23 protein-coding genes are annotated in these 23958 nt (G+C 34.0%); 14 read left to right on the top strand and 9 right to left on the bottom strand.

Annotated elements, in window-relative coordinates:
* Window positions 1-335 precede the first annotated feature (335 nt).
* Together queG and HS129_14365 are read left to right on the top strand one after the other, a co-directional pair.
* Complete coding sequence (queG, locus tag HS129_14360; GenBank protein ID MBE7413219.1) at window positions 336-1298, top strand: tRNA epoxyqueuosine(34) reductase QueG; 963 nt, start codon at window positions 336-338, stop codon at window positions 1296-1298.
* Between the two features lie 49 nt (window positions 1299-1347).
* Complete coding sequence (locus tag HS129_14365) at window positions 1348-2625, top strand: DUF1577 domain-containing protein (protein ID MBE7413220.1); 1278 nt, start codon at window positions 1348-1350, stop codon at window positions 2623-2625.
* On the opposite strand, the gene HS129_14370 is transcribed toward HS129_14365, so the two are convergent.
* Window positions 2617-3789 (bottom strand): tetratricopeptide repeat protein, encoded by a 1173-nt coding sequence (locus tag HS129_14370; protein MBE7413221.1) that lies wholly within the window; start codon window positions 3787-3789, stop codon window positions 2617-2619. The genes HS129_14365 and HS129_14370 overlap by 9 nt on opposite strands.
* Window positions 3790-4058: 269 nt before the next feature.
* Here HS129_14370 and HS129_14375 point away from each other — a divergent pair, with 269 nt between their 5' ends.
* The 8 genes from HS129_14375 to HS129_14410 all read left to right on the top strand — a co-directional run bounded on the left by HS129_14375 (window position 4059) and on the right by HS129_14410 (window position 12983).
* Window positions 4059-5684, top strand: coding sequence for an FAD-dependent oxidoreductase (locus HS129_14375; protein ID MBE7413222.1), 1626 nt, complete (start codon window positions 4059-4061; stop codon window positions 5682-5684).
* Window positions 5681-7090, top strand: coding sequence for a radical SAM protein (locus HS129_14380; protein ID MBE7413223.1), 1410 nt, complete (start codon window positions 5681-5683; stop codon window positions 7088-7090). Before HS129_14375 ends, HS129_14380 begins: the two co-directional genes overlap by 4 nt.
* Before the next feature lie 146 nt (window positions 7091-7236).
* The gene (locus tag HS129_14385; GenBank protein ID MBE7413224.1) at window positions 7237-7458 is read left to right on the top strand and encodes a hypothetical protein; all 222 of its coding nucleotides are present in this window, start codon (window positions 7237-7239) and stop codon (window positions 7456-7458) included.
* A 46-nt stretch (window positions 7459-7504) separates the two neighbouring features.
* On the top strand, window positions 7505-8071 hold the full coding sequence (locus tag HS129_14390) for a TetR/AcrR family transcriptional regulator (GenBank protein ID MBE7413225.1): 567 nt from the start codon (window positions 7505-7507) through the stop codon (window positions 8069-8071).
* Window positions 8072-8123: 52 nt separating this feature from the next.
* Window positions 8124-8819 carry an ABC transporter ATP-binding protein gene (locus tag HS129_14395; GenBank protein MBE7413226.1) on the top strand — a complete coding sequence of 232 codons (696 nt, stop codon included), beginning with the start codon at window positions 8124-8126 and terminating at the stop codon, window positions 8817-8819.
* 2 nt (window positions 8820-8821) lie between these two features.
* Window positions 8822-11359 carry an ABC transporter permease gene (locus tag HS129_14400; GenBank protein ID MBE7413227.1) on the top strand — a complete coding sequence of 846 codons (2538 nt, stop codon included), beginning with the start codon at window positions 8822-8824 and terminating at the stop codon, window positions 11357-11359.
* Between the two features lie 94 nt (window positions 11360-11453).
* Window positions 11454-12299 (top strand): inositol monophosphatase, encoded by an 846-nt coding sequence (locus HS129_14405; protein ID MBE7413228.1) that lies wholly within the window; start codon window positions 11454-11456, stop codon window positions 12297-12299.
* A gap of 63 nt (window positions 12300-12362) precedes the next feature.
* Window positions 12363-12983 carry a superoxide dismutase gene (locus HS129_14410; protein MBE7413229.1) on the top strand — a complete coding sequence of 207 codons (621 nt, stop codon included), beginning with the start codon at window positions 12363-12365 and terminating at the stop codon, window positions 12981-12983.
* A 21-nt stretch (window positions 12984-13004) separates the two neighbouring features.
* On the opposite strand, the gene HS129_14415 is transcribed toward HS129_14410, so the two are convergent.
* From HS129_14415 to HS129_14435, 5 genes are read right to left on the bottom strand one after another with little or no spacing between them, the layout of a single operon-like run.
* Window positions 13005-13784, bottom strand: a complete 780-nt coding sequence (locus HS129_14415; protein MBE7413230.1) for a TlyA family RNA methyltransferase — start codon at window positions 13782-13784, stop codon at window positions 13005-13007.
* A complete protein-coding gene (locus HS129_14420) occupies window positions 13765-14676 on the bottom strand; it encodes a polyprenyl synthetase family protein (protein MBE7413231.1) in 912 nt (303 codons plus the stop codon). The genes HS129_14415 and HS129_14420 overlap by 20 nt, the downstream gene beginning before the upstream one ends.
* Window positions 14673-15089, bottom strand: a complete 417-nt coding sequence (locus HS129_14425) for a nucleoside-diphosphate kinase (protein MBE7413232.1) — start codon at window positions 15087-15089, stop codon at window positions 14673-14675. Before HS129_14425 ends, HS129_14420 begins: the two co-directional genes overlap by 4 nt.
* A complete protein-coding gene (gene coaD / locus HS129_14430) occupies window positions 15089-15589 on the bottom strand; it encodes a pantetheine-phosphate adenylyltransferase (protein MBE7413233.1) in 501 nt (166 codons plus the stop codon). The genes HS129_14425 and coaD overlap by 1 nt, the downstream gene beginning before the upstream one ends.
* A gap of 4 nt (window positions 15590-15593) precedes the next feature.
* Window positions 15594-16799: an argininosuccinate synthase gene (locus HS129_14435; GenBank protein MBE7413234.1), complete on the bottom strand. Its 1206-nt coding sequence runs from the start codon at window positions 16797-16799 to the stop codon at window positions 15594-15596.
* Window positions 16800-17024: 225 nt separating this feature from the next.
* Here HS129_14435 and HS129_14440 point away from each other — a divergent pair, with 225 nt between their 5' ends.
* Both HS129_14440 and HS129_14445 read left to right on the top strand, forming a co-directional pair.
* Entirely contained in the window at window positions 17025-17420 is a 396-nt protein-coding gene (locus HS129_14440; GenBank protein MBE7413235.1) for a hemerythrin domain-containing protein, read from the top strand.
* A gap of 88 nt (window positions 17421-17508) precedes the next feature.
* The gene (locus HS129_14445) at window positions 17509-19197 is read left to right on the top strand and encodes a DUF342 domain-containing protein (protein ID MBE7413236.1); all 1689 of its coding nucleotides are present in this window, start codon (window positions 17509-17511) and stop codon (window positions 19195-19197) included.
* Here HS129_14445 and HS129_14450 read toward each other — a convergent pair.
* Window positions 19194-19994, bottom strand: a complete 801-nt coding sequence (locus tag HS129_14450) for a hypothetical protein (protein ID MBE7413237.1) — start codon at window positions 19992-19994, stop codon at window positions 19194-19196. The genes HS129_14445 and HS129_14450 overlap by 4 nt on opposite strands.
* Entirely contained in the window at window positions 19991-20959 is a 969-nt protein-coding gene (locus HS129_14455; protein ID MBE7413238.1) for an ABC transporter ATP-binding protein, read from the bottom strand. Before HS129_14455 ends, HS129_14450 begins: the two co-directional genes overlap by 4 nt.
* 5 nt (window positions 20960-20964) lie before the next feature.
* Between HS129_14455 and HS129_14460 the strand changes: the two genes are divergently transcribed.
* The gene (locus HS129_14460; protein ID MBE7413239.1) at window positions 20965-21825 is read left to right on the top strand and encodes a hypothetical protein; all 861 of its coding nucleotides are present in this window, start codon (window positions 20965-20967) and stop codon (window positions 21823-21825) included.
* A gap of 238 nt (window positions 21826-22063) precedes the next feature.
* Entirely contained in the window at window positions 22064-23020 is a 957-nt protein-coding gene (locus tag HS129_14465; protein ID MBE7413240.1) for a rhomboid family intramembrane serine protease, read from the top strand.
* A gap of 2 nt (window positions 23021-23022) precedes the next feature.
* On the opposite strand, the gene HS129_14470 is transcribed toward HS129_14465, so the two are convergent.
* On the bottom strand, window positions 23023-23796 hold the full coding sequence (locus HS129_14470) for an enoyl-CoA hydratase/isomerase family protein (GenBank protein MBE7413241.1): 774 nt from the start codon (window positions 23794-23796) through the stop codon (window positions 23023-23025).
* Window positions 23797-23958 lie beyond the last annotated feature (162 nt).

Raw genomic sequence — 23958 nt, forward strand, 5'->3', positions numbered from 1 at the left:
ATAAATGTCGCGTAAGTATTTTGCATTGAAGTGAATACGATTCTATGAAACTAGAAAAACGCAGTTAAGTATTTAGCGTGATGGGGGGACATGCACTAATTATATTAATTTCTGTAATAACCAAAATTATGTAAAGCAAAATTTTATCCTTCTTTTAAAATTGAATTCAGGTTTGCATTTTAACACTTTCAATAAAATTCACTGCTAATACCATAGAAAAAAATGAGGAGTTTCATGTTTGAAGAGGCTTTTAAGAAAATAGACGATATTTTACACAAAAACGAAGCCCTCTTTATTACAAGAGGCTGCTCTCAGATTTAAAAAAAATAAATCCAATGAAAAAGCATGAATTAGAATTTGATCCAATAAAAGAAATAGCAAGGTCTTGTGGGTTTGAGCTTGTCGGAATAACAAAGGCAGAAATCCCCGAAGTCGATAAAAGAAATATTCAAGAATGGGTCAATAAAAAATTTTATGGTGGTATGGAATGGTTTATAAGAAATACCCATATCCGTAACAATTTTGAGAATTTGGGCTTTACTCCAAAATCTGCAATTGTACTTGGGTGTACGTATTTTACAGAAAGCTATGAAAAAGTTTTTCAAAATTATAAACTGAAAATTTCGAGGTATGCGGTAGGCGAAGACTACCACGGAGTCTTAAAGAAAAAAGCAAATCCTATATTAGAATTTTTAAAAATAAATTATCCGAACAATAAATTTAGAATGGGGGTTGACTCTCTTCCAATTGCAGAAAAAGTTTTAGCAAAAAAATCAGGGATTGGTTGGAGAGGGAAAAATACGATTATCATTAACCCGGAAATTGGATCGTATTTTTTCTTAGCAATAATTTTAACTAACCTTGAGATTTCGTATAACGCAGAAGAAATTCCAGATAGATGTGGTAAATGTAGGTTATGTCTGGACGCTTGTCCTACAGGTGCTCTATTTGAAGAATACAAAATTGATGCGAGTAAATGTATTTCCTACCAGACGATTGAAGACAGGAAAATCGGGGATATTTCTTCAAATAACAAGAATAGAAAAAATTGGATATTCGGGTGCGATATTTGTCAGGAAGTTTGTCCTTGGAATAAAAAAAAACTAAATAGAATTAGAATGGAGTCAAGAGAGCCAAAATTTCAACCAAGCCCAATCTGGGAAGACTCCACTGAATTAGAAATTATAGAAATGGACTTAGAAAAATTTACGCGATTGCAAAAAAAAAGCCCTATTTCCAGAATACAATTTGAGAAGTGGAGGGAAAATATTTCTATTTTTTTAAATAGCAACACCTAAAATTAATTGAAAACTTTTTTTGAAATGTTACAAAGTCGATAATTAAAGTATGGCGATTGGAAGAACAGATTCGATGCAGGAACTCATCACCCTCATGGAAGGGATCTACGGTGAGACTATAATCGGATCAGACATAAATTTGATCAAGCACCTCTTTTATTATCTAAAAAATGAAATGGTGGAGTTTAGCTTTGAGTATGAAGAAAAATTTCTCGCTGCCATAGTAGAAGAAATTCACAACACCTCAGTCGCATTGAATGTTCTTGGATTTGAAGAAGGTAAAACTCGTAGAGCAAGAATTCGATTTGAAGTGTTTAATGTATTGTACAACTTTGAAGTAATGATAAATGACATTAAAAACGAAATTGTGTCTATCACTATTCCTACCGAATTGCAATCTGCACAGCAAAGAAAAAATAAAAGAGTTTCGTGTGATGATTTGTTTATGAACTTTATTATTTTATTCAGATCGCTTCGAGGCGGGATGAGAGATGCGGGAGAGGCTATTTCTGCCGAAAGCAAATTTCCCCATCTTATGAGAGAAGTGAAAGAAGATTCTCCCAACCTTCGATTGATTAATTTAATGATGGTTGACTATATTCATAAAGTTTCTTCAGAATACGAAATTCTATTTTTCAAAGATAAAAAAGAAAACCCTCTTATCAAAAAAATACTATTGGATTCTAAAAAATCGGTTTATGTTCACGATTGCTGGTCGATAGACAGCTATATTAACAAAATGAATAATCCTCTATTAACAAACTATCACTCCGAATACTTAAGTCTCTTAGAAGAGATAGGAGAAGAAAATGCGGGAGTATTTTTCCAAGAATTAGTTAAAAAAGAAAGTAGAGAATTTTTAGTGTCCTATATTGTCTCTCCGATTTATTTATTTGAAGAGTTGACCGGGTATTTAAAAGTTTTTACAACGGCTATGGATAAATATACGATCACCGAGCAACAAGCACTCTATTTCCATGAACTATCTGAATTGATTAGTTACGCTTTTACAAAAATTGCAATTAAGGAAGAACGATTTAACAAACTAAACACAAGTACAAAAATTGTTGATATTAGTATAGGAGGACTTCTTTTTGAAATTGAAGATGAAACTCTATTTAGGTATTTACGCAAGCATAATAAGATAAAAATGTTTATTCCTATTGGAGAATTGACTCTGAATATAAATGGAGAAATCGTAAGGTATTTGACAAAGGGAGATAACGTATTTCATCTTGGAGTGAATTTTTTTTCTTCAAATCCCGACGATCTGAAAAATTTAGAAAATTATCTATATGAGAAAAAACGCGGAATCTTATCAGAATGATTTTGATAGTTCTATTGCAGATAAAACTTCTTTGTCTGCATTTTTTTTCTTAGATAGAAATGTAAGGTAGTCATTTCCATGATTTGCAATATTTTGTTTTAGAGTATCACTATCTTTTTTCATATCGTAAGTAAGGATAACTTTCCCTTTCAAATATTTTAATTTTTCGTAATAGGCAAGAACAAGTAGTCTTTGAAGGTTAGAATTTTGGTATCGAAGTTTTTTTGCTTTTTCGAGAAGGTCTTCTGTTCTTTGCATTTTTTCCATAATAACGGATATTGTTTCAGGATTTTTTTGTCCTGACTCTAAAAATCTATAGTGCAGGAAATTTGTCTCTGCGCTATTTAATAAAATATCAAAGTCATTCGGCAAGATTTCATTAGCCAGTTTTTCTAAATTATAACAAAGCTCTATATCTTTCAAATATAAACCTTTTTCAGTTTTGAATTTGTATAAAAGGTAGCTCATGTATTGTGAAAGAAATAGAAACTTCTCGTGATTGTCTCTAAATTTATCTATGTTCTTGTAAGCTAAGGAAAATTCAAATCCTGCTGAAATATATCCTTCTCCTCCTTGTAAATGAAGTTTCCCTAATGCGAAATGTGCTTCAGGATAAATCGGATCTATAGAAATTGCTTTTTTGTATGTTTTGATTGCATTGGCTTTGTCGCCTATCGCAACAAAATAGTCCCCTTCTTTTTTCTTTAAAATTGCAAGTTCTTGATTTCCTGATTCAACAGGCATGGCAACAAATACCAACCTTCCTTCGATCAATCTTAGGTATCCTTCTCCTCTTAATTGCAGACCAAAAAAAGTTGTCTTAAAAATAGATTTCACTTCTATTTGACCAACAATATTTCCGTCTTTGATCGCATTGTGATCTGAATCTTTTTCAATCAGATACAATGTTTGACCGATTCTGATTCCTGGATTTGAGTGTACATTGACTGTAACTACATCCGGCCTTGTATCTACATTCAAAGAGCTGTCTGCCTTAGTTTCAAAAACGGCAGCTTTTTCTATGCTTACCGTTTCTCCGATGACTTTCATTTTTGTGGAGACTTGAGTTGCTTTATCCCAAAAAGCGTAGATAGTGTAATCTTTTTTAGAAATAGAAAAGATTGGGAAGATTGTACATAAAAATAGGATAAAGGCTTTTCTCATAATACTATATTCGTCTATTAAAATCAATTCCTGTATGAAAAAGAATTGTCAAAAGCAGTGAAGACGAGTGATTTTTTTAAGGCGGGAAATGAGAAAATTGCAAAAATTTCTTGAATAGTGTTTGTGCGGAAAGATATTTTGTTTTACAATCTGTATAAATACTAGTTTTACGGATACATGTAGGCAAGTAAAGAATTAGTTTTTTTTGTTGTTAAGAAGTTTTATCAATTTTGAGAAAATTTAAAATAATGAGTTAAAGGAAATTTTATATGAGTCAACAAACTATTGTAATATTAGGTGGATCGTCTTCGGGACCTACTGCAGCTGCCAAAGTAAGAGAATTTGATGAGAAGTCTCGAATCATAATTGTAGAGAAAACAAATAAGATTGATTTTTTTCAGAGTGGGATTTCTTATTTTTTTAGTGGAGAGGTAAACTCGATTGAGGACTTTCAATCCGAGAGAGCTGATTTTTTTCGTACTGCCTATAATATTGAAATAAAAACAGAAACAGAAGTTGTAAAGATCGACCCTAAAAAAAAGGAAATTATTTTAAGAGGGAAATACGAAGGAACGCTCGGCTATGATTCATTGATTTATGCGTTAGGTGCTGAGTCTTCTGTGCCGGATAAATTGATTTCTAAACCTATGAATTTTATTTCATTTAGAACTGCCTCTGACTTACAAACTATTCAAAAGTATATTTTAGAAAATAAGAAAAAAGTCGCTATTATTGGAGCTGGATCTTTTGGGTTGGAAGCAACCGATGGACTTATTCGGGCAGGACTTGAGATTTCCTTGATTGAAAAAAGAAATAATGTTTTTCCTTCGGCAAGTCAGATCGCATCAAAGATGATTGAAAATGAAATTAAATCAAAATGTAAAATCTATAAATCTGCCGAGATTACAGGATTTTATATTGAAAACGAAAAAATTGTATCTATAAAATTAAAAAGCGGAGATTCTATTTCTGTCGATTTTGTCATTTCTGCGATGGGTGTAAAACCAAATACTAAACTACTTTCTTCTGTAGGCGCAAAGGTCACAAAAGAAGGGGCTTTGATTTTAAATTCTTCGGGAAAGACTAACTTGCCTGGGGTTTATGGATGTGGAGCGTGTTGTGCGGTATCGCATGTCGTATATAGAAAAAAGGAATGGATGCCTCAAGCGAGTATTTCAGATAAATTGGCTCAAATTGTAGGTGCGAATGTTGTTGGAGGAAAGTTTGTAATGAATCCGGTAACTAATTCTCTCCTGCTTAGAATTGGTAATTTAGTATATGGTAGAGCCGGTGTGATTTACACTCCAAATCAAAAAATAGCCTCCACTATCGTATTTGCTCCACCGATTGAAAATTTTATTTCTGGTGCGAAGGATATATTTGTACAAATTGTATGGGAGAAAAAGTCAGGGGTTGTGATTGGAGCTGAAATCGTCGGAGAAAGTGGAGTGGATAAGAGATTGGACACAATCGTTATGGCAATTTCCAATAGAACAACAATTCAAAAACTTTCTACGATTGACTTGGGGTATGCACCTCCCTTTAGCCCGGCTAGAGACCCAATTAATGTAGCAGGAACAGTTGCGCTATACGAGAAGAAGAATTTAGTTAAGACGATTGGCTCTGCATCACTTGCGAAAAATCTATCGAAATATTTTATAGTAGATTTGAGTAAGAAGAATGCATTTGCTTCCTCATCAATTCCAAACTCAACAAAAATTCCTTTAGAAGAGTTGAGGGGACGGATCACAGATATTCCAAAAAATAAGCCTATTGTTACTGTATCAGAAACCGGCAGAAGAGGGTATTTGGGTTATAGAGTATTAGTTCAGAGCGGGTATAGAGATGTGGTGAATCTTTCCGGTGGGCTTAGAGCCTATAATTTATCTCTTTGATAGAACTGCAAATACGCAATGAACCAACAGAGGAAGATCGGCTTATTTTTGATCCTTATCATGTTTTTTTAGCCGGTCTTAAAAATCATCATATATCGAATACTGCCTATCCTATTTCGCATAACGTAACTTGGAGAGAATACAGAGTATCAAAGGAAACTTATGCTTCTTATATCCAGTCTGCATTGAATCGTATAGAAGAAATTTCACTCTATGTCCATATTCCTTTTTGTGAAAAAAAATGCTTTTATTGTGAATACGCCATAGTTAAAGAAAAAGAAAATAGCCTCACAGAGTCTTATGTTGACTATTTGTTAAAAGAGATAGACCTTTATGATAGAATTACAGATTGGTCTAGTAAGAATATTTCAGGGATTGATATTGGAGGTGGAACTCCCTCGATATTAAATAACAAATTAATGGAAAAAATTTTGCAAAAAATTCGTAACATTTTTCCGAATTCTCAAAATACTAAAATTAGTATTGAGACTACACCAAAAATCGCATCCCATTCACCGGAAAAACTAAAGTTCTACCAAGACATAGGAATCGAAAGGATTAGTATGGGAATTCAGATCACCGATTCTCTTCTATTAAAAAAATTCAATAGGGAAGAGAACGGAGAGGATGTATTTTTTCGTGCAACAGAAAATATACGAAACGCAGGATTTAAAAAATTGAATATTGATTTGATGTATGGCTTTGCAGACCAGTCCGTAAATAGCTGGCACGAAACACTCCTTAAAACTATTTCTCTAAACCCGGACTATATCACGTTGTATAGAATGAGATATAAATTGACTAAGATATTTAAGCAAGCAGATAGGGTGAGGCTGATAGACGTTATGCGACATTCTTCTCTTGCACGAAAAATTTTGGAGTCGAATGGTTACTATTCTCCTTATGGAAAAAATACATATACAAAAGATTTTAATGAAGAGGGGACAAGTGAATATTTAACGAATAGAGTTGTCCGTGGGGTACCTTATCTGGGGTTTGGGCTTGGCGCACAGTCTTCTTTGGACTCTTCGGTTTCTTATAATTGTGGGGCATCTTCAAAACAGACTGCCCCATACAAGTCTGCCATTGACTCTGATAAATTCCCTATTCAAGATTTGTATCACCTGCCTGTATCACAGAGGATAGGAAAATTTGTTTCTGTTAGTTTTTATTTTGGAGGAATTCATTTAGACTCTTTTATTAAAAAATTTGGCTTTCCTTTTGACTCTTATTTTAAAAATGAAGTCGAATTTGTAAAGCATAGAGGCTTGATGTACGAAACGAATGGATGGTTACGTTCCACTAAAAAAGGGGAGAATTTTGTCAATGGGGTTATTGCTCTTTTTTATGCAGGCTCGATTAAAAATCTGCTTCTACAAAAAGCCAAACAGTCAACTCCTGAATGAAGATCGTAAAAATCCTATAAAAAAATGAACGAATTTTGTGCGAAATCTCTATTTTATTTTTGACTGATTTCTTAGGGGTTTGAAAATGAATAAAAAACTATAATTTGCTATTTAGCTTTTCGGAGTGATGTTGGAAAGAAATTTTTTTGGAGGGCTTTTTAGTGTCTCAAAGTCAGATGGATTATTCGTATTTACTTCATAAGAAAATGGAAAACTATTCGATCGAAATTCATAAACAAATTTCAACTACAGAAGAACCAAAACAATTTAGAAAAATTGTACCAATTCGTGAAGGAATTATTTTTTCTTATATCGAAGAGGACAAGGAAGGATCGGAATTATCTTTGTTTTGTATTAATGCCGTATAAAAAAAATCGCTTATCGACAAAAAGTAAAAAACTCATTAATCGAGAATTGATTTTACAATCAGCAAAAAAAGTTTTTTCCGAAATCGGATTTGAAAATTGTACGATACGCGATATTGTAAGAGAAAGTGGTTTGTCTCCCGGTACTTTTTACAATAACTTTAAAGACAAAGAAACTATTTTCAAATTACTTACAGAAAATCTAATGCACGAGGTTAGAGTAAAAACTGGAGAGGTTAAAAAGAGATCTAAAACGGCCCACTCTTTTATCAAGGAAGCATACAAAGCGTACTTAGAAGTATTTACAAAAGATCCCTATTTGTTAAAAGTTGTAGAAAGAAATCAAGTCATGTTTCGGACTTCAGTTTTAGAAGGAAATCAGTTGAGAGGTTTGTTATATGAATTGGAATCTTCGTTAAAATGGGCAGTAAAGAAGAAATTAATTCCCCCGGTTGATGTGGAGCTTGTGTCTCTTTCAATGGCTGGAGCTGGATTTGAAATGCTTGCGAAACTTTCTCGAAGCTCTAATTTGAACGTAGAGAAACTCGCGGAATTTTTAGCTACACTATTTTTGGGTGGAATAAATAAACTTTCTAAAAATACATCTCTGAGATAAATTTTTACAAAGTAGAACTTTCTCAATTTATTTTCGGTCATAATAATACATCATGTTTCAAGTGAAGAACATAAATAAATTTTATAGATTACAAGACTCTAAAATAGAAGTTTTAAAAAAGGTTTCTTTCTCTTTGAAAAAAGGGGAAATTGCCGCAATCATGGGACCGAGTGGATCAGGTAAGTCCACATTGCTCGGAATTTGTGCCGGATTAGATCGCCCCGACTCAGGAAATATTATTTTTGATGGAGATGATCTTACATCTCTTTCGGAGGATTCACTTTGTAAGATTCGATCCGAAAAAATTGGTTTTATATTTCAAAATTTTCAGTTAATCAAAACTCTAACCGCCTTAGATAATGTGAGTTTGCCTTTAATAATTTCTTCAACACTGAATAAAGAAGAGATTCAAAAAAAAGCGATGACTCTATTAGACCAAGTGGGCTTGAGAAATCGAGCGAATCATTTTCCGTCTCAACTTTCAGGTGGGGAGGAGCAAAGGGTTGCTATTGCCAGATCTTTTATTAATGACCCTGTTTTGCTTTTTGCCGATGAGCCTACAGGGAATTTAGATTCTAAAAATGGAGAAAATATTTTAAAGCTACTTTTGGACTTGAATAAAAAATTTCATTCTACTTTACTTCTTGTGACTCACGACTCAAAAGTTGCAAAATTTGCAGATAAGATTTTTCTTATGAAGGATGGAATTATGAAAACAAAAAAAGACAAATCAAAAATCAAAAAATAAAAATGAATTCTTCTTTTGTTATTCGATTTTTGTTCAATGAGATTTTTTCAAAGAAAAACTATTCATTGCAAGTTGTTTTTTCTGTTGCGATGGGAGTTAGTGCGATAGTTGGAATCAATTCATATAGAAATACTTTGAGTCTTGCGATTTTGCATGAATCCGAGCAATTGATGGGGGGAGATTTGCTTATAGAATCGAACGAGAAAAATTCAGAGCAAAGAAAAAATTTTATCACTTCGATTTTGCCAAAAAATACCGAGACCTCTGAATTTGTAAATTTTAATTCAATGGTTTATAATCCGAAAAATCAAGAGACCACTCTTTCCAATATCAAAGCAGTTCAATTAAACTACCCACTGAGGGGAAAATTAGAGACAAACCCTAAAGAAATTTTTCCAAATATGAAAATAGACGAAATTCTCTTATCGCCTGAACTTGCCAACAACATAGGAGCAAAAATCGGGTCGAGCCTTTTATTAGGGAGAAAACAATTTACACTAATCGGCTTTATAGAAAAAGAACCCGGCTCTACAGGAAATTTTTTGACACTGGCTCCATCTGCAATTATTCGCTTGGATTCACTTTCAGACACAGGCCTTGAAATGAGAGGAAGTAGGATTCGTTACAATACTCTGTTAAAATTTTCTAAAAAAGAATTTGCAAAAGAGTATAAAGACAAAATGTTTTCAGAGTTCATCCAGAAAGATTTGACCTTATACCATAGCACAGAAATTGGATCTGGAGCAAGAAGGTTTATTACTTCTACATTGGATTATATGTCGCTACTTGGAATCTCTGCTCTCTTTCTGGGTGCGATAAGTGTGGTTGTATCTATACGAGCCAATATAAAAGAGAAGTTAGGCGAAATAGCAATTATAAAGTGTCTTGGGGGAAATTTTCGATTTTACGGAAAAATATTTACCTATGAGATATTGATTTTATCATTTTTTGGTACGCTGATTGGAATAGCAGCCGGCTACTGCATTCAATTTTTTATGCCCAATCTCACAGGTGTAGAATTTCTTGTGAATATAAAACCGGCTTTGCCTGTTCGGTCCGTGGCGTATGGATTTTTTGCCGGTTGTATGGTACCTGCTATTGTGATCTTAGAAACAATGATTAAAATAAAATCTGTTTCTCCGATGTATGCCTTAAAAGGAAACGAAGAGTTTTCGGAGATAAAAACAAATTTTTTTAAAAAACCTCATCTATTCGGGGTGGCTGCAATTTATGTTTCATTTTTTTTATTTGCGTCAGTTGAAACAGGGAGTTATTACTACGGAATTCTATTAAGCTCTGTGTTGATGGCTTTGCCCTTTTTGCAATTTATTGCTTTTGTTATATTAAAAAAAATCATTTTTGCAGTTATTGCTAAATTTAATATTGGAAATGTTTTTGAGTATTCGTTAAAAAAATTTATTAGACCTAAAAATGATTATATTCTATCTATCATAGGAATATCTTCTTCGCTTACAATTCTGATTCTATCGCTTATTTTTCAGTCGAGTCTTCAATCTATGGGAGATTCATCGAGCAATTCAAAAGCCAATATATTTGTATTGGATATTAAAGAAAAAGAAAGAATAGAGTTTGAAAAGATTTCTGAAAAGTGGGGCGTTCATGGTCAGATTATTGCTCCTGTAATTGGTGCAAGATTGAAAAGTATAAATTTTAAACCTATCGAAAAAAGAAAAACTGAAAAAGATTCTCTAAGAAGAGATTGGAGAAGCACCGCAAGAACAAGAGAGTATTTTCTTTCCTATAGGGAAAAAATTTATGATTCTGAAACTCTTGTGTTGGGAAAATTTTGGGATAAGAATTCTTTTGAAAACCAAATCTCTGTTGAAAAAGATTTTGCAAAAGTGCTCTCTGTCGGGATAAACGATACTCTTCAGTTTAATGTTCAAGGTGTGGAAGTAAGCGGTAAAATTACTAACTTGAGAACCGTAAGTTGGTCGGATATGAAGCCAAACTTTGTGGTAGTATTTTCACCTCAAAGTTTGGAGAACGCTCCAAAATATTATCTCAGCTCATTTAGAATCGAAGACCCTGTAAAGAGATATGAGTTTCAAAAGAAATTGGTTTCACTATTTCCTTCTGCAACAATTGTAGATATAGAAAAATCTTCCAAAGGAATTCTTGATCTCCTTTCAAAAATATCAGGAATCATTTATTTGATTTCTGTTTTTATTATTTTATCTTCTTTTCTTTTATTTTTGTCTTCATTGTATATTTCTAAATCTCATAGACTCGAAGAAGCGTCTCTTTTGAGAATTCTTGGAGGAAAGAATGTATTTCTCCGAACGGTTTATGCAATTGAAGGGTTTATTTTCGGATTATTTTCATTTTTAATTTCACTATGCTTTGCTTGTGGGATTGAGTATTTTGTTTCTTCAGAAATTTTAAACATCACATCAAAGTTTCCATTAATCCAAATAATTGCACTATTTGTAATTTCTACTTTTACAATCGTATCTGTCTTCCTTATTCATGCAAATGGGATATTGAAGAAGCCGCCTCGAAATTACTTTCAAAATTAATTGTAATGGAGTTTTTAAAAATTCGATAAAAGTATTATTTAATTCTTGACCTGTAAATTATACAGATAAGACTTTTGAAATCGGATAAAACACAATGGCAATCATTTCCCCTCAAATGGAATTTCCTATAGATGAAACTCATAATAGGTTAAGATATATTTCTAAGTTTACAAATTTTTTTATGAGCGAGGCCTTGAAAATTCAATCAGATGTAAAAATTCAAAGTCTAGTTTCTGATCATGAAGAAAAAGAGAGGATGAAACAAGCTGAATATAGAATGGAAAAAGTTATCATTGATACGATTCAAAAAGAATTTCCACAAGATTCCATATTGAGTGAGGAAGCCGGGTTTTCTGAAGGGAAGGGAAATTTTTTATGGGTGATCGACCCTATTGACGGCTCGATGAATTTTGTGAGAGGGATTCCTTTGTTTTCTATTTCTATTGGAATCGAGCACAGAGAAACTCCAGTTGCTGGATTTGTACTTCTTCCGGCTTTGCATACAGTCTATTCTGCAATATATGGAGAAGGAGCTTTTAAAAACAACAATCGTATTTTAGTTTCAAAAACAGAAGAGCTTCAGCATTCACTTATCGTATCCAGTTTTCCGACTAACAGAAAAGATATTCTTTCTGAACTAATGAGTGAAATAACGGCATTTATAGCTTCCGGCAGAAGTATTCGTAGAACAGGCTCACTCGTTTTGGATATTTGCTGGATTGCAGAAGGGGTCTTGGACGGGCTTTGGGAGAAGGGTATAAAAGTTTGGGATAGCTCTGCTGCTTCTGTTATTTTAAAAGAGGCAGGTGGGCAAATTACAGGATTTACAGGAGATAGATTTTTGCGAGGGCAATCCGATATAGTTTGTTCTAACGGGATTATTCATTCACAAATTATAGAAATTTTAAAAAAAGTGAAAAGTGGATACAGTTTAAATTAGATTGATTTTAATTCCTTGTAGATTTTAAACAGTCTAATTTATATAGAGAATCAGGAGAATTGTATGTTTAAATTACCCCAGTTGAGTTATGCAAAAAATGAGTTGTCGCCTTTTCTAAATGAAGAGCAAATTACTTTTCACTACGAAAAACACCACAAAGCCTACATTGATAATTTGAATAAATTTGTAGAAACCGACGTATCATTAAAAGGTAAGTCTATTGAAGAGATAGTGTTAAACTCCACAGGTGGAGTTTTTAATAACGCAGCCCAGATTTGGAATCACACTTTTTATTGGTTCAATATCGCAAAGAAAGGATATGGTGGAAGTATTTCTACTGCTTTAAACGAGGCTATAAAAAGAGATTTTACAAGTCTTGATGAATTGAAGGCAAAGTTCATTGACGGTGGAGTAAAAACTTTTGGTTCTGGTTGGATTTGGCTTTGTACAGATGCGAGTGGTAAACTTTCTTTAGTTTCTACTTCCAATGCAGCAGTTCCATTTACAAATAATGGGCCAGTCCCGATTCTGACTGCAGATGTTTGGGAGCACGCCTACTACATAGATTACAAAAATCTAAGAGCAAAATATTTGGAAACTTTTTGGGATTATATAAACTGGAGTTTTGTGTCCGAGAATTATGAATCTAAAAAAGTAAGAAACCTTACTCAAAGCATGACTTAAGATAGCCTACAACCACACTTTTTAGGGTGTGGTTGTAAATTTAGAGTCCATACTCCAGTATAGAAAAAATTCTTTATTGCCTTTTCTTCCAAGAATCGGAGATTCGCAAAGTCCGTGTATTTTCCCTAAATAATCTTTTTTTATCGAATTACAAATTTTTCGAATTACTTTGAAGTGAACTCCTTTTTTTTTTACTATTCCTTTTTCAAGTAGGTTGGGGGCACATTCAAATTGCGGTTTGATTAAACTGATAATTTCAAATCGTACTTTGGGTAAATTTTTTTTAATTTTAAAAATCGAAGGAAATATTGCTAAAAGAGAAATAAAACTCAAATCCATAACTATAACTAATTCATTCCCATCCAAAGAGAAATCTTTTTCGGTGATATTTTTTACATTGAATTTGTCCTTGATTGTAACTCTATTGTCGTTTCTGAGCTTCCCTGCGATCTGGCCGTAACCAACATCGAATGCAAAAATATTTTTTGCTCCTCTTTCTAAAAGAACTTGGGTGAATCCACCTGTAGATGCACCAAAGTCAAGACAGGTCTTTCCACTAACGTCCAATTGAAAAAATTTTAGTGCGTATTCTAATTTTTCTCCTGCCCTGCTTACTATTCTTGGAATTTTTTCTAATATTTCTATCTTACTATTTTTTGGGAACAGAAATCCTTTTTTGGTGACTTTTTGATTTTCTATGATTACGGAACCAGATAGAATCAGGGATTCTGCTTTTTTAATATCTTCGCAAAATCCTCTTTCAACGAGTAGTTGGTCTAGTCTAATTTTTTCTTTCTGCAAGATAGTTTGGTAGTTGTTTAAAAAAAATTTCTTCCTTGCTTTCTATTTTTTCTGCAAGAGAGACCAATTCTTCAATTAACGCACTTTTAATTTCTTTTGATTTTTCCATTCCATAGATTAGAGGGTAGGTTAGTTTTCCCATAGACTTATCCTTTCCGGGGGTTTTCCCTAATTCTTTGGCTGAGCCTTCCTCGTCTAAAATATCGTCTGTGATTTGAAAGAGTAGTCCCAACTTTTCTCCATAGTCTTTAAAATGCTTTTCGTACTTTTTCCAATCTGTTTTTAGTCTATTCCCCAAAAGTAAAGAAGAAGTAATGAGTGACCCAGTTTTTTTGGAGTGTATATTTTTTAGCACATTTTCTGAATACTCATCTCTTTTTTTTTCGTAGTATATGTCTTCTATTTGCCCAGAAACCATCCCGGGGCCACCCGATCCTTGGTGAAGTAAGTTTAGTATATCGGGAAAAAATTTTTCATCGTAAGAGTTTTGCAATTTTGATACAATATAAAACCCAAAAGAATTCAAAGCGTCTCCTGCAAGTATTGCAGTGGATTCAGAAAATTTTTTATGAAGCGTAGGAAGTCCTCTTCTGAAGTCATCATTGTCCATGGAAGGTAAGTCGTCATGGATTAGGGAATAGGTATGTATGCACTCTACAGAGGAGGCAAGATAGAGAATGTCTCGAAATGATTTCTTGAAATTGTTATATGAAAAAAATGCAGACAAAACAAGAACCGGACGAAATCTCTTTCCTCCGGCGCTCAAGCTATAGATCACAGCTTCGGAAAGAATGGGAGTAAAAGTATTTTGAAATTCAGTGAAGATATTTTCTTTTTGAAATTTTTCAAACTCTTCTCTTCTATCTCCAAAAATCTGTGAAAAATCTTTCACGAAAAAAGTTCGTATCCTTTAAAAAAGAATGCAATTTCTTCGCTTGCGTTGTCGTCAGAATCAGAACCGTGTACTGAATTCGCTTCTTTACTTTCTGCGTATAAGGCTCTGATTGTGTTTGGTTTAGCTTCTTTTGGATCGGTTGCACCTATTACGTCTCTCCAGTGTTGGACTGCATTTTCTCTTTCAAGAGCTGCGGCTACAATGTTTCCAGAGGACATGAATTTGCAAAGGTCATTGTAAAAAGGCCGTGCAGAATGAACCTTATAAAATTGTTTTGCATCGTTTTCGGAAAGTTTTAAAAATTTTAAACCAAGAATTTTAAATCCTTCTTTTTCTATCCTCGCTAAAATTTCTCCGGTGTGTTTGTTTTTTACCGCATCGGGTTTTATCATTATAAATGTACGTGACATTAATCTATCTCCTCATTTTTATACTTCATTTTTTCTAATAAAGCCTTGTTTACTACTTCCGGGACTTGGTTGTTTACATCTCTCCCGTGTCTTGCTACTTCTTTTACAATTGTAGAAGATATAAAAGAATTTTGAGGTGAGGACATTAAAAAAAGAGTCTCCACTTCTGGTGCAAGCTCTTTATTCATCAAAGAAATTGCGTACTCATAGTCAAAATCAGTCACTGCCCTAAGCCCTCGAATAATTACTTTTGCATCTCTTTTTCTGCAATAATCAATTAGCAATCCTTGAAAAGTGTCTATCTCCAACTTTTCCCAATCCCCCATTACACTTTGGATGAGAGATAGCCTTTCTTGGGTAGAGAAAAGACATTTCTTGGATGAGTTTGTTGCAACAGCTAAAATAACTTTATCAAAAAAAGGAAGACTTCTCTTTACAATATCGAGATGCCCATTGGTCAAAGGGTCAAAAGATCCGGGGTAAATAGCGATCGATCTCATAATCTTATCTTCGGAGCCTTGCATACTCTTTTGTAGGGAGTCCATAGATATTGATAAAACCTTCAGCGTCTTTTTGGTTGTACAGCTCGTCTTTTTCAAATGTAGCTATATTCGGGTTGTATAAAGAAACCTTAGATTTCCTTCCGACTAAGATACAATTTCCCTTGTACAATTTTACCCTTACAGTACCTGTAACATGTCTTTGTGTTTCAGAAATATATGCTCTCATAGCTTTCATCTTACTGCTAAACCAATGGCCATTATATATGAGTCTTGCAAATTCCCCGGACAAATCATCTTTTTGGTGTTGGGTATCTCTGTCTAAGGTAATAGATTCTAGATCTCTGTGAGCGATGTGAAGTATCGTTCCACCCGGAGTTTCGTACACTCCTCTAGATTTTATACCTACGAGTCTATTTTCTACAATGTCCACTCTACCGATACCGTGCTTACCAGCTATGTCGTTTAACGTCTCCATTATTTCGAGAGGATTCATTTTTTTTCCATTTACTGCTATACAGTTGCCTTCTTCAAAATCTAACTCTAAATACTCAGGTTTGTCGGGAGCTTTTTCGGGGGATGTGGTGAGTAAAAACATTTCTTCTTTTGGCTCGTGGAAAGGATCTTCCAAGACACCACCTTCAAAAGAAAGGTGTAAAAGATTTCTATCCATAGAGTAAGGTTTTTCTACAGTTACTGGAACCGGAATCCCTTTTGATTTTGCGTATTCTATTAAATCTTTTCTTCCTTGAAATTCCCAAATTCTCCAGGGAGCAATAATTTGTAATTCAGGGGCTAGAGCCTTAAATCCAAGTTCAAATCGAACTTGGTCGTTTCCTTTCCCTGTGGCACCGTGAGAGAATGAATCGGCTTTTTCAGAGAAAGCCACCTCTGCCATTGCTTTTGCGATTAAAGGTCTCGCAAGAGATGTACCCAATAGGTAACGCATCTCATATATTGCACTGCCTTGAATTGCAGGGAAGATAAAATCTTTTGCAAATTCTAATCTGAGGTCTTTTATGATAACTTTAGAAGCACCGGTTTTTTTACCTTTTTCTTCAAGACCTGTAAGCTCTTCTTTTTGTCCTATGTCTGCACAAAATGCAATTATTTCTGCACCGTATTTTTCTTTGAGCCAAGCCAAGATGACTGAAGTGTCCAATCCTCCAGAATAGGCTAAAAGGATTTTTTTGGGTTTTTCTTTGTCCATGAAATTTAGAAATTTCTATCCCCACTTTCTGACAATTAAAAATCGTATTCAGTAGAACCTTCGCCTAAAATCATTTTTTAGAAATTATAGTCTTGAGTCCTTATTTTAACGATTTCAATTTTAAAAATAGCCTAACTTAAACTATTGAACATACTAAAAAAATATTCCCTATGGTGTGAAAGTGAACTAATACATTGTAATCAGTCTAAAAGGTAGAGGTGAGTTGTGTTAATAGACGATTTAAAAAAAAAGCATGTTGAACTTGCAAATATCTTTTTAAAGATTAAAGAGCTTGGAATTTCTTCCAAAGAAGGTCAAGAAAAATTGCTTTCTGCAAAAGAAGAGCTTTTGGCTCACTTGAAATACGAAGATGAGCACTTATATCCGTTCTTAAGAAAAGAAGCCGAAAAAGATGGAGGATTAAGAAATTTATTAGAGACTTTTGCAAAAGACATGGACAGAATTTCAAAATCAGCCCTTGATTTTTTTGCAAAGTATTCCAATGGTGGCTCAACTTCTGAGTTTGCCAAAGAAATTGTAATTTTGATGTCGTCAATTTCAAAAAGAAATAAACTCGAAGAGCATTTTTTATATCCAGAGTATATCGCACGAAAAAAGTAAATTTCTGAAATTAGATATAAGAATGTATTCTTGTATTTAAGAAAATTTTGAAATCCATCGAAGTATATAGTGGGATAAAAACTATTTTATGAGCGATCATTCAAGAATTTTTGCAGAATCAATTTTAAAGGATTTGGAAGACTCCGAAAATGGTTTTTTTCAAATCGAAAGTAAAAATGGATTAGCCTATCTAAAAGTAACTAGGCCCGGAAGAAACGGCTCCCCGGTTGAATTGAATGATGTAATAAATAGGTTAAAACTATTTGGGATTTCAAACTTTGACAAAGGTGTAATTACAAAAATTATCGAAAATGCAGACGGGAATGAATACGAGATAGCAAAATGGTCTGATAAATCAGAAGACATGAACCTTGAAATTGAGATTTCAGAAGATAAAATGTCCGCCTATATTACTTTAAGCCCTCCTAAGCACGGTGGAAGACTACTAAGTACGGAAGAAATAGTACTTAGACTAAGGGGAAGAAATATTATGAAAGGCGTTTTAACGGAAGAGATTGAAAAGTCATTACAAGAAGAGTTTTATTTTCAAAAATTTTTAGCAGCAAAGGGTAAGCCTCCTAAGAAAGGCACTGACGGTTATATAAATATTTTATTTAATTCAGGGAAGAGTCCTGATCTCAAAGAAGACAAGTATGGAAAAGTAGATTTTAAAAATATAAACATCATAAGAAGCGTTGAAGAGAATACTGTAATTGCAGAAAAAGTTGATCCTGAGGCAGGGGAGTTTGGTGAAAATATTTTTGGTGAAGTCATTCCTTATGAAACTGCAAGAGAAGAAGAATGGAAAGTCGGACTTAACACAGAAGTTTCTCCTGACGGTAAAAGACTAATTGCTAAAATTACAGGCAGACCTGTGTTAGAAAGAGGTGGTGGAATCCGAGTAGATGAGATTTGTCACCTGTCGAATGTAGATTATTCTACGGGGAATGTAGATTTCCCAGGGACAATTATTGTAGATGGATCTATTGTAGATGATTTTCGATTAAAAACAAAAGGCTCTATTGTTCTAAAAAATAGCGTTGGAAGGGTTTTTTTATATGCGCAGGGCGACATCATTCTTTCGGGTGGGTTTATGGGAAAAAATGGAGGAGTCATAGAATCAGGCTCTGATATATACGCTAAGTTTGTAGAGCAAGGAAAACTATCTGCAACCGGATCAATATTTATACAAGAAGCGTCTATGCACTCGGAGCTATTAGCGGGAGAGTCTATCGTAATCAAAGGAGGAAAGGGAGAGTTAATCGGGGGGGAAGCGGTTGCAGGAAAAAATATATCGGTATTAAAATTAGGTGCGATAGTCGAAACCCCTACAAAAGTTTCTGTTGGAATTCCACCTACTATACTTGCTCAATTGGATAAGATCAAGCGAGAGATTTCCGAAAAAGAAGAAGTTATGAAAAAAGTAGATATTAGTAAAAAGAAGTTAGTCGATATTGCTGCAAAAAAAGAATTGTCCAATGAAGATCAGGCAATGCTTACAAAGTTAATTGAGGTAGAGAGCAAATTTCAGAATCAACTGAATAGTTTGAACTCTCAATACGAATCGGCTGTATCTTCTTACGAGCCATGCGAGGAAAGCTACGTTGAGGTAGAACAGTCTATTTTCCCAAAAGTCGAGATCAATATGGGGAAGGGAAAATTTTTTCGTTCAGAAATAAAAACATTTAGCGGAAAGAATTGCGTATGTATCGGCTTGGACGGAAATATCAACCTTAGCTCTACTCCACCCAAAAAGATAAAAAAAACAAAAACTTAATATTGACTTAAAAGTGCTTTTCTTCTGGCAACACTTTCCATATATCTGAAAAAATACATCCCTAGAAAGAAATAAATCAAGCTAACCAATACCAATTTGAGATATCCGTCGTCTTGAAAGTAGAGAATATCTCCTTTTTTTAGAAGAACTTCCGTAAGGTTACTCATAGTTAGTGTTAGAGGAAAAAAATTGAACAACATCTTTTGTAGATTAGACAACTTAGAAGGGTCTAACCAAAATAGAGCTAGAAATGCGAAATTTACGATCTGAAAAAACATTCCTACTCTTTTCAAAATCAATGTAAAACCTGCAAAGATATAGGCAACTCCAAAAATTCCAAACATCCCTGTAAATAGAATAGGAATAGTGTGCGTTAGGCGAAACTCAGTGCTTAGATTTGTAGAAGAGTTTAAAGCCCAGTAGATCATAATAAAAATAAAACTATGCCTTGGAAATTGAGAAATTCCTCTGGCTAAAAGCACCCCGCTTAAGTAATGACCGGAAATAGAGAGTTGCTCCAATGTACCTGTTTCCGATTCGGTCTGAATACTTCCCGACCAGCCCATTTGTGTTGCTGTTATAAAATTCATAAGAGCGTAACCTAATACAATTCTATTTAGAGCCATGCCCGATTTTTCGGGAACCATCACATCAATCCCGAATAGTACCGCCATTAGGATTGCATACATCATAATAAAAAAACTGATAATTTCAGCAGGGTAACGGAGCATAAAAATAAAATCTCTTTTCATCTCTGCTTTTACTAATAGCAGAAAATCTTGTATTTCTTGAATCATGGAGTTTCTTTCCTTTCTGTAGTAAGCCTTAAAAATATTTCTTCAATATTTTCGCTGTCTCTTTTAACATCTAAAATTTCAGATTTGAAGTGTTTTAATTCATTTAGTGCATCGTAAATGTCGGAATATTTTTTAGACGTTAGGCGAAATAGCACATACCCTTCGTCTTTTTTAATCTGAACTAAATCAGTTTTGAAAGTCTTTGGAAGTTTTTTTATATTGTCTCGGATTTTTATTTGATACACATCTATAGAAAATATTTTTTTTAATTCCGGTACTGTTCCTTCTGCAATTAGTTTTCCGTCTTTAATAATTCCAATTCGATCCGACACTTCCTCGACTAAGTCCATCTGATGAGTGGTCAAAAGCACTCCTTTTTTTGAATTGTATGCCTTCTCTTTTATTAGGTCTTTGATTTTTCTCGCACTGGCAACATCTAATCCAAGAGTTGGTTCATCTAAGAGCAGTAAATCGGGGTCTGTAATCAGTGCTACGGCTAAAGCTAATTTTTGGAGCATCCCTCTGGACAAGTGCTGGGATTGATTTTTTTTCTTTCCTTCTATGTCTAAGAATCGAAGCAAATCTTCTGCCTTGTCGTCGATCACGGAAGATGGAATTCCCCGCAAATTTCCAAAGTAGTGCAAATTTTCTAAAGGCGACAGCCTCCAGTAAATATTTCTTGGACCCTCGAGGATTGCGCTTAAATGTCTGTAAGCCCCTTTTGCACCTCTGCCTTTTTTTTCACCAAATAGAATTTCTCCCGAACTTGGACTGATAAGCCCTGCAATCATCTTGATTATGGTAGATTTTCCGGCTCCGTTGGGTCCTAAAAGCGAGTAAATCTCCCCTTTTTTTATGAAAAAATTTACATTATCCACTGCTTTTAAACTTTTTTTCTTTGACCAAAGAGCCCATGGCTTATATACTTTAGTTAATGAAACACATTCAACTATAGTTTTTGTCATAAAATATGTCACCTACAGTAAAAGTAATATTAGAACTCGCAGAACAAGTAAAAATAGAGAACAGCAAGAATAAGGATAAAATTCCTTCTTCGGATACATTTATCCGAAAAATGTCAACCTATTTTTCTCGTACTGACGATGAAATACTTAAATATTTTAATGACCTGAAAGAATGTCACTATATTTTTATTATCAATGTAGTGCAGGGAGATGGTAAAATTAAAAGTGTAGATGCCTATGTTTTTGCCGATATTGGGATTCTTACAAGTTTGAAAGAATTTGCTGACAAAAATCTTGAATCTTTATACGAGGGTATGTTTTATAAGAGGAAGTCGGCTTCTATGATTATTCGGGAGCTATTTACAAAAGTAAAAGAATACAATAACACTCCACTCGGAAGAGCTATCAACGAAGCGGTTATGACAGAGGAATACCACAGACTCATCACCTCCAATCCTTATGAATTTACAGATGCTTGGAGAAAAGAAAAGCTATTTAAAATATACGACGATGAAGAAGAAGAAGGGGTCAATGAAAAACCTACACCGAGGGCAGTCGATCAAATAAAAAAAGATGTCGCCTCTGTAAATCCAAACTCCAAGTGGGGAAAGGCAATCAACCAGTTCTCTGTAGAATTTTTGGTTAGAATCCATTTCAGGAAATATGAATTTGAAGTAATCAAGAAATTAGTTTTGAACGGAAAAATAAACAGTGAAGTTGATTTGAAATATATCAGAGACACTTTGAAACTCATGGAAACAAGAACTGAAGTAGATACTGTACTCAAAAGATATGTAAATGAAATGGTCGAGTTAAGAAGATTGGTTCAAGGAAAACTAAATATTTTAAAAGGTTCCAATCATTAAAACTTTAGCGAAATCGAAAAAAAAATAATCAAAAAACTTTGAGGGTGATGCATATTTTCTATTTTTTGCTAAGGCAATTTTATTTTTTTTCGATAGGTACAATGTGATTGATAACAAAATAGTATTCCTTGCATAAATACTATTTTTTTACACCCTTTCGCTCCTCACTAGGAAAATCCCGGTGAGGGGTGAAGTTTTTGCCTCTTGACGAAAATTCCAGACATAAGACATTAGCACTATGTCAAAGCGAAGATCGATTTCTCCTACACTTTTCGGGTTTTCAATATTTCACCCACTAAACTTAATTTTATTTTTTAATTGTTTTATATTCATACTTCAACAATTTGCAAACCAGCAACTGATTTATAAATTTGCACTGATTCCTGAATTGATTTTACGAGGGAATTATTGGCAAATTTTTACTTACGGTTTTTTGCACGCAACAGAAAGTATGTTTCCTTTTCATCTCTTGATGAATATGTACGGATTTTACATGCTCGGAAGTACTTTAGAGCCTGTAATAGGAAAATTAAAACTCACACTTTTGTATTTTGCATCTCAAATAGGTGGAGGACTTGTAGTTCTTTTGTTTGCTGTATTGGACATGAATTTTATGCCTCACAATGAAGGTGGAATTCCTGTGAGCGTGATTCCTACAATCGGTGCGAGTGGTGCAGTATTTGGGTTACTTGCAGTTTTTGGAATTCTATTTCCTGAGATGGAGTTATATTTATTATTTTTTAGAATCCAAGCAAAGAATGCGGTTTGGATTTCTTTGCTCATAGGACTTGCGATAGAGTTTTTCTTTTCCTCTCCGGTGAGCAATAGCTGCCATCTCGGTGGAGCTATTACCGGTTTTTTATTTTATAGATTTTTCTTAAAAGATGATACGGTTAAGGCAAATAAGGCTGAACAACAGCTAAAAAAAGTGATTCACCGAATTCAAAAAATCCAAGATCATAAGCCTGACCCTTTTGAAAAACAAATCCAAACGAATCGTTCTACTTTAAAAAATGTAGATTCATTGACTTCTTATCAAGAAAAAGAAGAATTATTAAATCCATTGCAAATTCAGAATGCCAATATTTGTCCGCCACCAACTTACAACAGAGAAGATAATTACTGCCAGAGGTGTGAATGGTTGCCAAATTGTGAACTAAGAAAAATCAAAGATGACAGAAAAGAGGATTCTTAGTTTTATTCAAACTTTGGTCTTCTTTTTTCAAGAATAGAACGAAATCCTTCTTGTGAGTTTTTGCTCAAGATTGTTTTCACAGTGACATCAATGTCCTTATGTTTTAGCTCATCAATTCTGGATCTATAGCTTTCCCTGAGAGCTGACTTTATACTGCTTGAAGACTCCGGTGGAAGGTCTGCAATTTTTTGTGCTTGCGACATTACTTTTTCTCGAATTTCTTCTACAGGATACACCTCGTCCACAAGACCGATTTCCTTTGCTTCGTGACCTTTTAAAGCTTTGCCGGAAAATAAAAGCTCTCTTGTGTTTTTCTTGCCTACTAAATCTTGTAGGAACATTGCAGCACAGGAAGGAAAACTCATACCAATAAGAGCCTCAGGAAATGCGATTCGAGCTTTCTTGTCTGCCATAAATCTATAGTCTCCATAGATTGCAAAAACAGAGCCTGCTCCCATACAGTGACCATTCAACAATACAATCAAAGGAATCGGTAGAAAAAAGAATTTCTCCGCAGCCTCCATGACTATAGTAAAATTTTCACGGATTTCCTTTTCGGTTTTGTCTAAAAACATCAGTGGGTCTAAGCCATTTGAAAAAAATCCTTCGACTCCACTTGTTAATATTACGACTCTGGCAGGCTTTTTTAGGCTAAGCTCATCAATTTTTTCTATGAATGAAAGAAACGCTTCTTTGTTGAGTGCATTCACTTCGTTGAATGTAAATTTTAATTCCAGAATATTTCCGGTTTTTGTTTCTTCAAAATATTTATTCATAGTTAATGGATTTTTCATAGAGGGAGGGCTGTAAAGCCAGTTTCAAAAGAAAAGACGTAAAATCCTATTCAGTATAGAATTTTACGTCTCAATAATATGCGTTGTTAAGGTAAAAATATTACCCTTTTTTCATTCTAATTCAGATATAAACTATTGTCAATT

This window comes from Leptospiraceae bacterium, from assembly GCA_015075105.1.
GTDB lineage: Bacteria > Spirochaetota > Leptospiria > Leptospirales > Leptospiraceae > JABWCC01.